At 68.1% G+C, this 14,168-nt stretch carries 9 protein-coding genes and 1 pseudogene; 7 read left to right on the forward strand and 3 right to left on the reverse strand.

Going from position 1 to position 14,168, the window contains the following annotated elements; translation table 11 throughout:
* Positions 1–268: 268 nt before the first annotated feature.
* A complete protein-coding gene (locus tag BN940_RS19200) occupies positions 269–427 on the reverse strand; it encodes a hypothetical protein (RefSeq protein ID WP_158386227.1) in 159 nt (52 codons plus the stop codon).
* Positions 428–597: 170 nt separating this feature from the next.
* Here BN940_RS19200 and BN940_RS03410 point away from each other — a divergent pair, with 170 nt between their 5' ends.
* The 3 genes from BN940_RS03410 (at position 598) to BN940_RS03420 (ending at position 8,690) form a co-directional block, all read left to right on the forward strand.
* Complete coding sequence (locus BN940_RS03410; protein WP_043680176.1) at positions 598–3,909, forward strand: autotransporter outer membrane beta-barrel domain-containing protein; 3,312 nt, start codon at positions 598–600, stop codon at positions 3,907–3,909.
* Positions 3,910–3,989: 80 nt separating this feature from the next.
* Complete coding sequence (metH, locus tag BN940_RS03415) at positions 3,990–7,763, forward strand: methionine synthase (RefSeq protein WP_043680179.1); 3,774 nt, start codon at positions 3,990–3,992, stop codon at positions 7,761–7,763.
* A 135-nt stretch (positions 7,764–7,898) separates the two neighbouring features.
* Positions 7,899–8,690, forward strand: a complete 792-nt coding sequence (locus BN940_RS03420; RefSeq protein WP_043685701.1) for a helix-turn-helix transcriptional regulator — start codon at positions 7,899–7,901, stop codon at positions 8,688–8,690.
* Positions 8,691–8,804: 114 nt separating this feature from the next.
* On the opposite strand, the gene BN940_RS03425 is transcribed toward BN940_RS03420, so the two are convergent.
* A complete protein-coding gene (locus tag BN940_RS03425; protein WP_043680181.1) occupies positions 8,805–10,235 on the reverse strand; it encodes a DHA2 family efflux MFS transporter permease subunit in 1,431 nt (476 codons plus the stop codon).
* A gap of 73 nt (positions 10,236–10,308) precedes the next feature.
* Here BN940_RS03425 and BN940_RS03430 point away from each other — a divergent pair, with 73 nt between their 5' ends.
* From BN940_RS03430 to panC, 3 genes are read left to right on the forward strand one after another with little or no spacing between them, the layout of a single operon-like run.
* The gene (locus BN940_RS03430; protein ID WP_043680184.1) at positions 10,309–10,500 is read left to right on the forward strand and encodes a DUF3460 family protein; all 192 of its coding nucleotides are present in this window, start codon (positions 10,309–10,311) and stop codon (positions 10,498–10,500) included.
* A gap of 9 nt (positions 10,501–10,509) precedes the next feature.
* Positions 10,510–11,382 (forward strand): segregation and condensation protein A, encoded by an 873-nt coding sequence (locus BN940_RS03435; protein WP_043680187.1) that lies wholly within the window; start codon positions 10,510–10,512, stop codon positions 11,380–11,382.
* Positions 11,383–11,404: 22 nt separating this feature from the next.
* Complete coding sequence (panC, locus tag BN940_RS03440; protein WP_043680189.1) at positions 11,405–12,247, forward strand: pantoate--beta-alanine ligase; 843 nt, start codon at positions 11,405–11,407, stop codon at positions 12,245–12,247.
* A gap of 170 nt (positions 12,248–12,417) precedes the next feature.
* Here the strand turns inward: panC and BN940_RS03445 are convergent, their stop codons facing one another.
* A complete protein-coding gene (locus BN940_RS03445; protein ID WP_043685705.1) occupies positions 12,418–13,731 on the reverse strand; it encodes an IS1380 family transposase in 1,314 nt (437 codons plus the stop codon).
* A gap of 286 nt (positions 13,732–14,017) precedes the next feature.
* On the opposite strand from BN940_RS03445, the pseudogene BN940_RS19665 reads away from it, so the two are divergent.
* Positions 14,018–14,161 (forward strand): annotated as a pseudogene (locus BN940_RS19665) (LuxR C-terminal-related transcriptional regulator); the annotation flags it as partial.
* Between the last annotated feature and the right edge of the window lie 7 nt (positions 14,162–14,168).

The following is a 14,168-nucleotide window of genomic DNA, read 5'->3' on the forward strand; positions in this document are numbered from 1 at the left end:
GAAAAACGCCCGTGGGCCGCGTTCCGCCATGGAGGGCGGGATGCCGGGGCCGCGCCGGGCGGGATCAGGTATCGAAGCAGGCCGGTATCGGGCTGGCATGGAGGCATGCGCACCGTTGCGGGGGCAGCACAGCTGGGCTCGCGGGCGAGCCGTCTGTTTCCCGTTTGAATACGCCGCGCGGGTGGCGCGGCGCATACCTGTTTCGCCGCGAACTATAGCATGCGGCTTCCGTAGGCAAGGGCGATGACCTTGCCGGGAACGCGGTCCGTCAGGCGCTCGTCGCCGCCGGGCGGCGCGCGCCGGACAGGATGTCCAGGACGCGGGCGATCAGGCTCTTGCGGGGCCGGCCCGCGCGGGCGGCGAGTTCCTGCGCCAGCATGCGCTCGAAGGTTTCGTTCACGGGGTAGTTGGAAAAGGGAACCAACATGCTGCGCTCCTTGCGTGTGTCTGCGTGCTTGCCTGTCTGCCTTTCGCAAGCCCGCAAGCAACTGGTGAAAACCCTTTATAGGGTTAACCCTAGTATAGCGAAAGAAGCGGGTCGGCGCCTGCTTTCTGGTTTATAACCTTGCGTTACACCATCATCATTCTGTTGCGCTCATGTCCCTCAAATCGCTCACCGGCCTGTTTTCCCTCATGTTGGCCGGTTTATCCTGCGCACAGGCGTACGAAGTCCACACGATCACCACACCCGCCGGGCAGCCGGCGTTCGAGCTGCGGTACTTCGATCCGGCCGACGGGCCCTTCGTGTCCGACAACGAGGGCACCCAGGTATCGACATGGGCCTGGTCGCCGCATCTGATCCAGCAGATCAATCAGGGGGTGCGCTACTGGGCCAGCCTGATCCAGCCCCAGGGTGCCTTGGCGCCGGCCGTCATCCATATCGGCACCTATGATGCATGGGCCAATGCCTTCGGCCTGTCTATCCTGGGCGATGGCGGGCGGAACCCGAAAACCGTGCTGCAGATGCGGCTGCAGGGCCTGCCGAGCAGCCCCGCCAGCATGGAGGACGGCTCGCACGCGGCCTTCGGCCTGGGGCCGTCCGTTTACCCCACCGTCACGCATTTCAGCCAGATCCCCTTGACGGGCAAGGACGATATCGTTTCGACCGCCATTCACGAACTGGGTCATGGCTTCGGCATCATCAGCTCGATCCGGAACACCGCGGGCACGCTGACGCCGGCCTTCGGCGACGTGCTGGGCGGGTGGGCGTCCCTGATGGTGGACGACAACGGCAACCCCGCGCGGCCGGGGCAGGTCATCCTGTGCCGGGGATGCCCCAACCCCGCAGCGTCCGATGTCTTCGACGTGCGCCAGGACAAGGGCATGCTGGTGGGCCCCCATATCGATGAAGTGCTGGCCGGCGGCCTGCCCGGCGTGCCGGTGGCCATGCTGAAGCACAAGGTCGACGGGACCGTCAGTGTGGATGACAACTACATGAGCCACATCGAGCTGAAGAACAGCATGATGAGCCACCAGAGCTACCGCAACTACACCGGCTTCATGGAAGCGGAGCTGGCGGTGCTGCAGGACCTGGGCTACACCATAGACCGGCGTAATTTCTTCGGGCGCTCGATCTACGGCAGCGGCCTGGATGTCGTCAACACGCAGGGCTATTCCGCCCGCAACGCCGAGGGCACCGCGTATCTGCCGGGCAGCTACAGCACGGCGCTGCTGGGCCTGGGCCTGCACGTCTATGGCAGCGGCAACCGGATCCGTCAGGCGGCCGACCTGCTGACGGCGGGAGAGGGCGGCGCCGGCATCCGGGTCGATGGCGAAGGCAATGCGCTGACGATCGATCAGGGCGTGCGCGTGCATGCCGACGGTTCGTCGGGGCAGGGGATTATGTTCGCCTACGGCAGGAACCATACCCTGGTCCAGCGCGGCGACGTCGAAGCCCTGGGCGAGCGCGGTGTCGGCCTGCGCTTCGATTTCGGTACCAACGTTTTTACCGCGGCGTTCGAGGACCGGGGCTCGTATATCCATGCCTCCGCCGAGGGCCCCTTGCCCCCGCTGCCGGAACTTGACGGCCCCCTGGTGACCCAGGCCGACATCTCCGGCCGGGTGGCGGGGCGAGAAGCCGCCATTTACATGTCGGCCAATGCTTACGTGGCACGCCTGAATCTGATGCAGGGCGCGCGCATCGAAGGCGATATCGTGTCTTTGTACGATCAGCAGGATGATCTGGGCGCCCAACGCCTGACGACCGTGTCCTTCGGCCAGCGCGCCGATGCGGCGGGCCGGGCCACGGGGCAGGCGGATGCGGATTTTCGCTTTGCCTATACGGGCAATATCCTGGGCGGGAAGAACCTGACGCTGACGTTTGACGGCGGCGATACCCGCCTGAACGGCCGCAACGAGGCATATGGTGCGGTGATCCGGCCGGGCGCCCGGCTCGGCGGCAATGCCACCTACACAATGACCGGGAGCGGCGCCTTGACCAATCAGGGGACGCTCGCGCCGGGCAACTCGCTGGGCCGGATCGACGTGATCGGCAATTATGCGCAGACGGCCAGCGGCACCTTGCAGGCCGAATTCGACGCCTCGGGCGCCTCGGACGTGCTGGCCGTCAGCGGGACGGCGACGCTGGGGGGCGGACTGGATCTGATGCCGATGGCCGGCTGGTATGCCGACGGCTGGTCCGCCACGGCGAGCCCCCTGCGGGCGGGCACCGTGGCCGGGGATTTCGACACGGTCGCGTTGTCGCCGGTTTCGCCCACCCTGCGGTTCGAGGCCGCCGGCCTGGGCGGCGGCCAGTATGACCTGAGCATGACGCGGCCGGCCGACGCCTATGGCCGCTACGGCGCCAGCGCCAACGATCTGCGCGCAGGGCGGGCCCTGTCGCAGCTGGCTGCGTTGGGGACGCCGGTGGTGCAGCCGCTGTTCCGCGGCCTGGATTTCTCCGCTCCGGATGGTCACGAAGTCGCGCAGGCGCTGGTGCAGGTGTCGCCCGCCCCCTACAGCGCGGGGCTGGCGGCGTCGCTGCGGCGTGATCGCGCGGCGGCGGATGCGGCCCTGCGCAGCCTGGCGCCGGACGGTGCTCCGGCCGGTTCGGGATGGGCCGGCCATGCCGCCCTGTTCGGCGGCACGGGCAGGCAGGATGCCCGGGGCACGCTGGTGGGCGGCCGCGAGACCCTGTACGGGGTGGTGGCGGGCAGCAGCCGGCGGCTGGAGGCGGCCCCCGACGTCACGGTGGGCTTCAGCCTGGACCTGTCCGAGCAGAAGGTCAGCCTGCGGACTCCGTATCGGGGCGAGGCCAAGGCCACGGCCGTGGGGCTGGGCGCGCAGTGGCGCTACCGGCCCGATGCCGGGCGGGGCTGGACCGCGCAGGGCGCCGCGCGCCTGGGGGTGGAGCGCGGAACCATGGATCGCCAGGTGGCCTTTGCGGATTATTCCGCCCGCCACAAGGCGGACTGGACGGGCTACGGGGTGTCGGCCCAGGCCGAGGGCGGCTATCGGTTTGCCTTGACGGAATCGCTGTCGGCGGGGCCTTTCGTGTCGCTGGACTATGCGCGTCTGATGCGCCCCGGGGTGGATGAGTCCGGCGCCCAGGCGACGCGGCTGATGCTGGATCGCCTGCACGCCGATGCCTTGCGCTCGCGCCTGGGGATCGACGCCCGTACGGCGTGGGATCTGGGCGGCGAGCGGGCGGTCTCGGCCCGGCTGCAGCTCAGCTGGGACCGGGAATGGCTGGACCGGGACGTCAGCCAGACGGCGCGCTTCGACGCGCAGCCGGCCGTGTCGTTTGCCAGCGTCAACACCTGGGTGCCGCGCGACACGCTGGGACTGCGCGCGGGCCTGGACTGGCGGCGTGGCGAGCGGGTCTCCGTGGGCCTGGAGCTGGGCGGCCAGACGGGAGGCGGCTACCGGGCCATCGACGGGCAGCTCAAGCTGCGCTGGGCGTTCCGCTAGCGCGCGTCGCCGCGCATCCGCGGCGAGGCCTGGTGTCGGCGATACAATGAAAGTTTGTCCATTGCCGCCCTGATCCCGCCGTGTCCTATCCCGCCTTGCCCTATCCCATCGAATCCTACACGCGCGGGGCCGAGTTCGTGCGCCTGCTGGGCCGGCGCATCGTGGTGCTGGACGGGGCCATGGGCACCATGATCCAGCGCTACAAGCTGACCGAGGCCGATTTCCGCGGCGAGCGCTTCGCCGGTCATGACCGCGACCTGAAGGGCGACAACGAACTCCTGTCGCTTGTGCGGCCCGACGTCATCCGGGAAATCCACCGGGCCTACCTGGACGCCGGGGCCGACGTGGTGGAAACCAACACCTTCGGCGCCACGCGGGTGGCCCAGGGCGACTACGGCCTGCCGGAGCTGGCCTACGAACTGAACGTGGCCTCGGCGCGGCTGGCGCGGGAAGCCTGCGACGCCGTGGCCACGCCCGACCATCCCCGCTTCGTGGCCGGCGCCGTCGGGCCGCAGCCCAAGACGGCGTCGCTGTCGCCGGACGTGAACGATCCGGGCGCGCGCAACGTCACCTTCGAGGAACTGCGCGCGGCCTACACCGAGCAGGTCAACGGCCTGATCGACGGCGGCGCGGACCTGCTGCTGATCGAGACCATCTTCGACACGCTGAACGCCAAGGCGGCCATCTTCGCCATCGAGACGATCTTCGAGGAACGCGGCATCCGCCTGCCGGTGATGATCTCGGGCACGGTGACCGACGCCTCCGGGCGCATCCTGTCGGGCCAGACGGTCGAGGCCTTCTGGAATTCCGTGCGCCATGCGCGCCCCGTCACCATCGGCCTGAACTGTGCGCTGGGCGCCGCGCTGATGCGCCCCTACGTGGCCGAGCTGTCCAAGCTCTGCGACACCTACGTCTGCGTCTATCCCAACGCCGGCCTGCCCAATCCGATGGCCGAAACCGGCTTCGACGAGACGCCTTCCGACACCTCCGGCCTGCTGGAGGAATTCGCCCGGGCGGGGCTGGTGAACGTGGTGGGCGGCTGTTGCGGCACCACGCCCGAGCACATCCGCGCCATCGCCGAAAAGGTCCGCAGGCTGCCGCACCGCCAGCCGCCCGTCATCCCGGTCAAGACCCGCCTGTCCGGCCTGGAGCCGCTGAACTTCGACCGCGACACGCTGTTCGTCAACGTGGGCGAACGCACCAACGTCACCGGCAGCAAGATGTTCCTGCGCCTGATCCGCGAGGAAAAGTTCGACGAGGCGCTGTCCGTGGCGCGCCAGCAGGTGGAGAACGGCGCCCAGATCATCGACGTCAACATGGACGAGGGCATGCTCGACGCCCTGGCCATCATGCCGCGCTTCCTCAACCTGCTGGCGTCCGAGCCGGACATCTCGCGCGTGCCGGTGATGATCGACAGTTCCAAGTGGCCGGTGATCGAGGCCGGCCTGCGCTGCGTGCAGGGCAAGTGCGTGGTCAATTCGATTTCCATGAAGGAAGGCGAGGGCCCCTTCATCGAGCAGGCGAAGCTGTGCCGCAAGTACGGCGCGGCGGTGGTGGTCATGGCCTTCGACACCGACGGCCAGGCCGACACCCTGCAGCGGCGCATCGACATCTGTTCCAGGGCCTACGACATCCTGGTGAACCAGGTGGGCTTCCCGCCCGAGGACATCATCTTCGATCCCAACGTCTTCGCCATCGCCACCGGCATCGACGAGCACAACCACTACGCCGTGGACTTCATCGAAGCCACCGGCTGGATCACGGAAAACCTGCCGCACGCGCGCGTGTCGGGCGGGATCTCCAACGTCAGCTTCTCCTTCCGCGGCAACGAGGCCATGCGCGAGGCCATCCACGCGGTCTTCCTGTATTACGCGGTGCAGCGCGGCCTGACCATGGGCATCGTCAACGCCGGCCAGCTGGGCGTGTATTCCGACCTGGACCCGCAGGTGCGCGACCTGGTCGAGGACGTGGTGCTCGACCGCCCCGACCCCGTCGGCAGGACCGACCCGGCCGACGAGCGCACGTCCACCGAGCGCCTGGTGGAACTGGCCGAGACCATCAAGGGCTCGGGCGCGAAGAAGGAAGAGGACCTGGCGTGGCGCGAAGGCCCGGTGCGCGAGCGCCTGACGCATTCGCTGGTGCACGGCATCACCACCTTCATCGTCGAGGACACCGAGGAAGTCCGCCAGGAAATCATGGCGGCGGGCGGGCGGCCCATCGAAGTCATCGAGGGTCCGCTGATGGACGGCATGAACGTGGTGGGCGACCTGTTCGGCTCGGGCAAGATGTTCCTGCCCCAGGTGGTGAAGTCCGCGCGCGTGATGAAGCAGGCCGTGGCGCACCTGCTGCCCTTCATCGAAGAGGAAAAGCGCCAGCTGGCCGATGCCGGCGGCGACGTGCGCTCCAAGGGCAAGCTGGTCATCGCCACGGTCAAGGGCGACGTGCACGACATCGGCAAGAACATCGTCACCGTCGTCCTGCAATGCAACAACTTCGAGGTCGAGAACATGGGCGTGATGGTGCCCTGCGCCAAGATCCTCGAAAAGGCCAAGGAAATCGGCGCCGACATGGTGGGCCTGTCGGGCCTGATCACGCCCAGCCTGGAGGAAATGGCCTACGTCGCCGCGGAAATGCAGCGCGACCCGTACTTCCGCGAGCGCAACGTCCCGCTGCTGGTGGGCGGAGCCACCACCAGCAAGGTCCACACGGCCGTGAAGATCGCGCCCAACTACGAAGGCCCGGTGATCTACGTGCCCGACGCCAGCCGTTCCGTGGGGGTGGCCACCAGCCTGATGTCCGACCAGGCCGGGACCTATCTCCAGAGCGTGGCCGACGAATACGAGCTGGTGCGCACGCGCCATGCCAACCGCCAGGCCGCGCCGATGCTGACGATCGAAGAAGCGCGCGCGCACAAGCCGGCGATCGACTGGTCGGACTACACGCCGCCCCGGCCCAAGTTCATCGGCCGGCGCACCTTCAAGCACTACGACCTGCACGAGATCCTGAACTTCCTGGACTGGACGCCGTTCTTCCAGTCCTGGGGCCTGATGGCGCAGTTCCCGGCCATCCTGACCGACGCGGTCGTGGGCGAGGAGGCCCGCAAGCTCTACGAGGACGGCCAGGCCATGATGAAGCGCATCGTCGAGGGCCGCTGGCTGACGGCCAACGGCATCGTCGCCTTCTACCCGGCCAACAGCGTCAACGACGACGACATCGAGATCTACCGCGACGAGACCCGCAGCGAGGTCCTGCTGACCTGGCGCGGCGTGCGCCAGCAGACGGCCAAGCGCGACGGGGTGGACAACAAGTGCCTGGCCGACTTCATCGCGCCCAGGGACTCGGGCGTGACCGACTACATCGGCCTGTTCGCGGTCACGGGGGGCATCGGCATCGAAAAATACGAAAAGCAGTTCCAGGACGCCGGCGACGACTATTCGGTGATCATGCTCAAGGCCCTGGCCGACCGCCTGGCCGAGGGCTTCGCCGAGACCCTGCACGCGCGGGTGCGCCGCGACCTGTGGGGCTACGTGCCCGACGAATCCCTGTCCAACGAGGCCATCATCGCCGAAAAGTACCAGGGCATCCGCCCGGCGCCCGGCTATCCGGCCTGTCCGGAACACATCGTCAAGCGCGAGATGTTCGACCTGCTGGACTGCGGCGAGATCGGCATGCAACTGACGGAGGGCTTCGCCATGATGCCGGCCTCCAGCGTCTGCGGCTTCTATCTCAGCCATCCGCGGTCGCAGTATTTCAACGTGGGCAACATCGGCGCCGACCAGGTGGCCGATTACGTGCGCCGCACCGGCCGCGACGAGGAAGACGTGCGCCGTACCCTGGCCAGCACGCTGCGCTGATGCGGACCGGGGCGTTTGCGGGCGAGTCCCCGCGCCGGGCGCATCCGGGGATCCGGACGGCCCGCGGCCTTGCCCGCCGTGCGGGCCGCGCCGCGCCGGCGGGCCGCCCGCTCGCCGCCGATCCGGAGCAAGGCCGTGCCGCGCGATGACGCGGCCCGGCGCCGGGAACTGGGCGCCTTCCTGCGCAGCGCCCGGGCGCGCGTCGCCCCGGCCGACCACGGTCTGCCGCCTGGTGTCCGGCGCCGCACGCCGGGCCTGCGGCGCGAGGAGATCGCCCAGCTGTGCGGCATCAGCACCACCTGGTACACCTGGATCGAGCAGGGGCGCGAGGTGTCCGTGTCCGTGGACGTCTGGTGCCGCCTGGCCGAGGCCCTGCGGCTGGCGCGTGCCGAGCGGCACTACCTGTTCAGCCTGGCCGAATGCGCCGACCCCGAGGCCGGCCGCCTGGATGCGATCGCCCTGCCCGAGGGCCTGCAGGATTGCGTCGACAGCATCCGCTGCCCGGCCTATGTGCTGGACCGGTGCTGGAACGTGCTGGCCTGCAACGCCGCCCTGCTGCGGCTGTTCGACGGCTGGCCGGCGCGCGGCCAGCCCAATCTGCTGCGCTACATCTTCCTCGACCCGGCGGCGCGCACGCTGGTGGTGGACTGGGAGGAGCGCGCCAGCCGGGTGGTGGCCGAGTTCCGCGCCGACGTGGCGGCGCTGGCGGGCGAATCCGACATCGCGGCGCTGGTGGCCGAGCTGCAGGCCGGCAGCCCGCTGTTCGCCCGGGCCTGGACGCGCCAGGTGGTGGTGGACCGGGAAGGCGGCCTGCGCGAATTCCAGCATCCGGCCGACGGCCGGATGCGCCTGCGGCAGTTCACCTTCCGGCTGGCGATCCGGCCCGACTGCAAGCTGGTGATGCTGCTTGATGAGCCCGGACATTGAACAGTCCCTGCGGACTGTTCAATGCCTGGCGAATCCGAGCCGCTTGCAAGCGGCGAGGTGGAGAGAAGCCCCGGCTTGAGAACAGTCCCCGCGGGCCGCTCCGTGCCGGACGGACTAGCTGCGTGCCCGCAGCTGGCTGCCCGCGCGCGCCGGCAGGCGCCGGAAGGACAGGGCGGAGGCCGCCACGATCAGGGCGATGACCGCGAAGCCCCACATCACGTCGATGCGGTCGGCCTCGACGCCGCCGCGCAGCGTCATGCTGAGGTTCAGCGTCATCGCCGCGCAGGCCACTCCCAGGCTGATGCCCAGCTGCTGGGCCGTGGCGGCGAAGCTGCTGGCGCGGCTCATCTGCGCGGAATCCAGGTCGGCGTAGGTCAGGGCGTTGATGGCGGTGAACTGCAGCGAACGGAAGAAGCCCCCGACCAGCAGCACCGCCACCATGGCCCAGATCGGCGTGTCGGCCTGGAACAGGGCGCAGGCGGCGATGAAGGCCGCCGCGATCAGGGCGTTGGCGACCAGCACGCGGCGGAAGCCGAAGCGGCGCACGATGGGCGTGGCCACCAGCTTCATGAGCATCGCGCCGGCGGCCGAGGTGAAGGTGATCATGCCGGCCGAGAAGGCCGACAGGCCGAAGCCCACCTGCAGCAGGATGGCCAGCAGGAAGGGCGAGGCGCCGACGGAGAAGCGGCACAGATTGCCGCCCAGCACCGACACGGCGAAGGTCTGGATGCGCAGCAGGCTCAGGTCGATGATGGGGTAGGTGACGTGGCGGGCGTGGCGGATGTACAGGATCCCGCAGACCAGGCCCAGGCCCAGCAGCCCCAGGGTCGGCCAGAGGCCCAGGCTGCCGTGGCCGGCGGCCTCCAGGCAGCTCATGAGGGCCGCCATGGCGGCGCTGCTGAGCAGGAAGCCCACCGTGTCCAGCCGCGGACGGCTGTCGGGCACGTCGGCGGCGATCCAGCGCCGCACCATATAGATGCCCAGGATGCCCACCGGGATGTTGATCAGGAAGATCCAGTGCCAGGAGGCGTAGGTGACCAGAAAGCCGCCGACCGGCGGGCCGATGACCGGCCCCAGCAGGGCGGGGATGGTCAGGAAGGCCATGGCCTTGAGCAGCTCGGCCTTGGGGATGCGGCGCAGCAGGATGATGCGCCCCACCGGCACCATCATGGCGCCCGCGGCGCCCTGCACGAGCCGGGCGGCGACCAGCTGGGCCAGCGTGACGCTGGCCGCGCAGGCGACCGAGCTCAGGGTGAACAGCGCAATGGCCGCCAGGAACACGGCGCGCGCGCCGAACCGGTCCGCCGCCCAGCCGCTGATGGGCACGAACACCGCCGTGGCCAGCAGGTAGGAGGTGATGGTGACGTTCATGTGCACCACCCTGGTGCCGAAATTCAACGCCATGGCGGGCAGCGCGGTGGCGACCACGGTGGCGTCCAGCATCTGCATGAACAGCGCGCAGCCCACGATGAAGGGAATCATCCGGATTTCCCGGGACGAGGCGGCGGACGGGGCGGAGGCGCGGCGGGGCGGGGATTCGGACATGAAAGGGGCCCGACGGGGCCGAGTGCAGTAAACTTGGGGCCCATCGGTCATGGAGATCGGCTACGGCACTATTATGGCAAACAACTACACCTCTGAACTGACCCAGTTCCTGAACCAATACAAATCGGATCATCCCGATACCGAAGCGCGCCAGTTCGCCGGCCGCGCCCGCCTGTGGGACAAGGAACTGGATCCGGAGCTGCAGGAAGGCTTCCGGGCCGCCCGCGTGCCCCAGGACCCCTACGTCTACTACCAGAAGGCCTGACCGGGCCCCATGCCGCCCCGGCCGCCCGATCCCGGGCTGGACGCCCTGATGGCGCCCCTGGAGGACAGCACGCCCGACGTGGTGGACCACGTCGCCCTGGCGCGCCTGTACGGCGAGCCGCTGTTCGCCATCCCCCAGGATCTCTACATCCCGCCCGACGCGCTCGAAGTCTTCCTGGAGGCATTCGAGGGGCCGCTGGATCTGCTGCTCTACCTGATCCGGAAACAGAACTTCAACGTGCTCGACATCCCCATGGCCGAGGTCACCGCCCAGTACCTCGCCTATGTGGAGCAGGTGCGGCAGTCGAACCTGGAGCTGGCGGGCGAATACCTGCTGATGGCGGCGATGCTCATCGAGATCAAGTCGCGCATGCTGCTGCCGGTGCGCCGCTCCGACAGCGGCGAGGAGCCCGAGGATCCGCGCGCCGAGCTGGTGCGCCGCCTGCTGGAATACGAACGCATGAAGCTGGCGGCCCGGCGGCTGGACGAGATGCCGCGCGTGGGCCGCGACTTCCTAGTGGCCCATGCCGTGGCCGACTTCGAGGTCGCGCGGCCGCTGCCCGAGGTCTCGCCGGACGACCTGCGCGAGGCCTGGGCCGCGATCATGCACCGGGCGCGCCTGAACGCCAGCCACCGCATCACCCGCGAGCAGCTGTCCGTGCGCGACCACATGAGCCACATCCTGCGCCGCCTGTCGGACGTGCGCTTCATGGAATTCACCGAGCTGTTCCTGGAGCGCGTGCGCATGGGAGAGCCGGCCGCCGTCATCGTGGTCCATTTCCTTGCGCTGCTGGAACTGGCCCGCGAATCCCTGCTGGAAATCACCCAGGCGGCGCCCTACGCGCCGCTGTACGTCAGACTGTCCTATACGCGTTCGGCCTGAGCCGCGCACCGGAGAATCCCCTGTGAAAGTCGTCCATACCATCGAGGCGTTGCGCGATCAGCTGCGCGGGCAGCTGCGCGTGGCCTTCGTGCCCACCATGGGCAATCTGCATGCCGCGCACCTGTCGCTGATGCGGCTGGCGCGCCAGCACGGCGATCCCGTGGTGGCCAGCATCTTCGTCAACCGGCTGCAGTTCGGCCCCAACGAGGATTTCGACCGCTATCCCCGCACCCTGGCCGAGGACATCGAGAAGCTGGAGGCTGAGCGCGACGTCTACGTGCTGTTCGCGCCCGACGAGCGCGAACTGTACCCCGAGCCGCAGAATTTCCGCATCCAGCCGGGCGAGGCCCTGGGCAAGATCCTGGAGGGCGAGTTCCGGCCCGGCTTCTTCATGGGCGTGAGCACCGTGGTGCTGAAGCTGTTTTCCTGTGTGCAGCCGCGCGTGGCCGTGTTCGGCAAGAAGGACTACCAGCAGCTGATGGTGGTGCGCGCCATGTGCCGCCAGTTCCAGCTGCCGGTGGAAATCCTCGCCCACGAGACCGTGCGCGACGCCGACGGCCTGGCGCTGTCCTCGCGCAACCGCTTCCTCAGCGCGCAGGAGCGGGCCGAGGCCCCCAACCTGTATGGCCTGCTGCAGCGGGTGCGCGACCAGATCCGGAGCGGCCGGGTGGACGCCGCCACGGCGGAAGGCCAGGCGATGCAGACCCTGCGCGAGCGCGGCTGGGATCCCGACTACGTCGCCGTGCGCCGCCAGCGCGACCTGCTGCCTCCCACCGCCCAGGAAATCCACGGCGGCGAACCCCTGGTCGTGCTGACGGCCGCCCGCCTGGGCACGACGCGGCTGATCGACAATCTGGAGTTCTAGCCCGAAGATTTCTTCAGCAAACCTGCTGAAGCGATTTTTGGGTGCGCAGGCTGCCCCGGCGATGAAGCAGTAGGGATCAGCGGTGTGTGGAGCAATTTTTCAGTGCCGCGGACGCAATTCCCCCTACCCCCGTTGCGTTATAACGTGCCGGGGACAGCACTTTTTCAGCGTTACGGAGCCATGGCGCGGGCGGCGTGCGCGTAGACATGGCGCAGCGGATGATGCGAGGCCAGCAGGATGCGAACGCGCCGGGTATTGCGCACGATGGCCGCACCGATTTTCAGTAGACGTACCCGGATCGTCGCGGCGCTGGCGCGCTCCAGTTCAGTGCCTCGTAGCGCCGTCTCGCGCAGGCGCTGCATGAGCGTATAGGCCAGGGCAGCCAGCAGCAGTCGGAACTGGTTGGCGGCGAAGCGATGGCAGCTGGCTCGTGTGCCGAACAGATCGAGCTGGGCTTCCTTGATGCGGTTCTGCGCTTCGCCCCGGGCGCAGTACAAGCGTTCGTACAGTTGCATGGCATCCGAATCAGCAAGGTTGGTGACCACGAAGCGCGGGTTGACGCCCTGGGCGCCATATTCCAGGCGGGTCAGCACCCGCCGGGGGCGGTTCCACGAGCCGGCCGCGTAGGAGAACTCACTGACCATGCGCTGCTTGCGCCCGGTGCGCTCGTAGTCGCGCCTGAGGACTTCCTCAGCCTGCGCAACGCGCGCCTGAAGGCGCTTGTTGCGAGCCAAGCCGATGATGTATTGCACATCACTGCGTTCACACCAGCGTATCAATCGCTGACGGCAGAATCCCGAGTCCCCGCGAATGATGATCCTGACTTTTGGCCATGCCTGGCGCAGCCGGTTCACCAGCAGGCGCAGCACCGCCGCCGCATGCCTGGCCCCGTCAATACGACTGGGCCGCAGCAGGCAGGCCAGCATCGACTGGCCGCAGAACACGTACAGCGGTAGATAACAGTGGTGGTCGTAGTAAGCGTGGAACTGCTTGTGCTCCTGCTCGCCGTGCAGCGGGATATCCGAGGCATCCGCGTCCAGAATCAGTTCCTTGGGGGCCGTGGCGAAGCTGGCGATGAAGTGTTCAACCAGCACCCCATGCAGTGCCCACGCATCGGCGCGGGTCGCACCCGTTTCCAGACGACTGAGCGTGGGCGAGCTGGCCAGGGGACGATCCCGCCCGATCGCCGTTTGCATCAGAGAATCGGCGCGCAGGGTATCGTGATCGTTCAGGTCTTCGTAGCCGCAACACAGGCCGTACAGGCGCTGGGCCAGCAAATCGCGCAGGCGGTGGTGGATGCGACCAGCGGCTCGGCGCTCGGTCAGCGCCTTGGCCGCCATGCGCGACAGGCCGGTACGCGCATCAATTCTTCGCAGCAGCATCAGCCCGCCGTCGGAACTGAGATCGCCACCCTGGAAATTCGCTTGCAAATGGCGCCGTCCAAGCCGCCCAAAGTCCAGTTGTTCGGTGGTACGATCTGGTATCGGCACATCTTTCCCCAAAATCTTGTTCGCACCTTGATTTTATGCGGGTTTCAGGGATGTGCCGATTCCTTTTGGTGAAAAATCCAGGCTAGCCCCGGGATTCCGGCCTTCTTGCCCCCTGGAACGCCCGGGGGAGCGGCAAGCTGTCAGAATTGACAGGTGCGCCACCCCTGCCCGTCATGCAGAATCCCCCGCATACGACAATGAAGGGGGAGACTCCATGCTGGAAAGCGATTCGATACGAAAATGCCCCGACGGCCCGGAGGCGTCGTTCGGCCGCCTGACGATGCGCGAGCGCGAAGTCACGGACTACCTCACGCGGGGTAGGTCCAACAAGTATATCGCGGTCGAACTCGGGGTCACGCAGCGCACGATCGAAGCCCATCGCGCGCGGATATTCCAGAAACTGCGCGTGCGCAACGTGGTCGAGCTGACCC

Origin of the sequence: Castellaniella defragrans 65Phen (assembly GCF_000612685.1) — a bacterium.
Classification (GTDB): domain Bacteria; phylum Pseudomonadota; class Gammaproteobacteria; order Burkholderiales; family Burkholderiaceae_B; genus Castellaniella; species Castellaniella defragrans.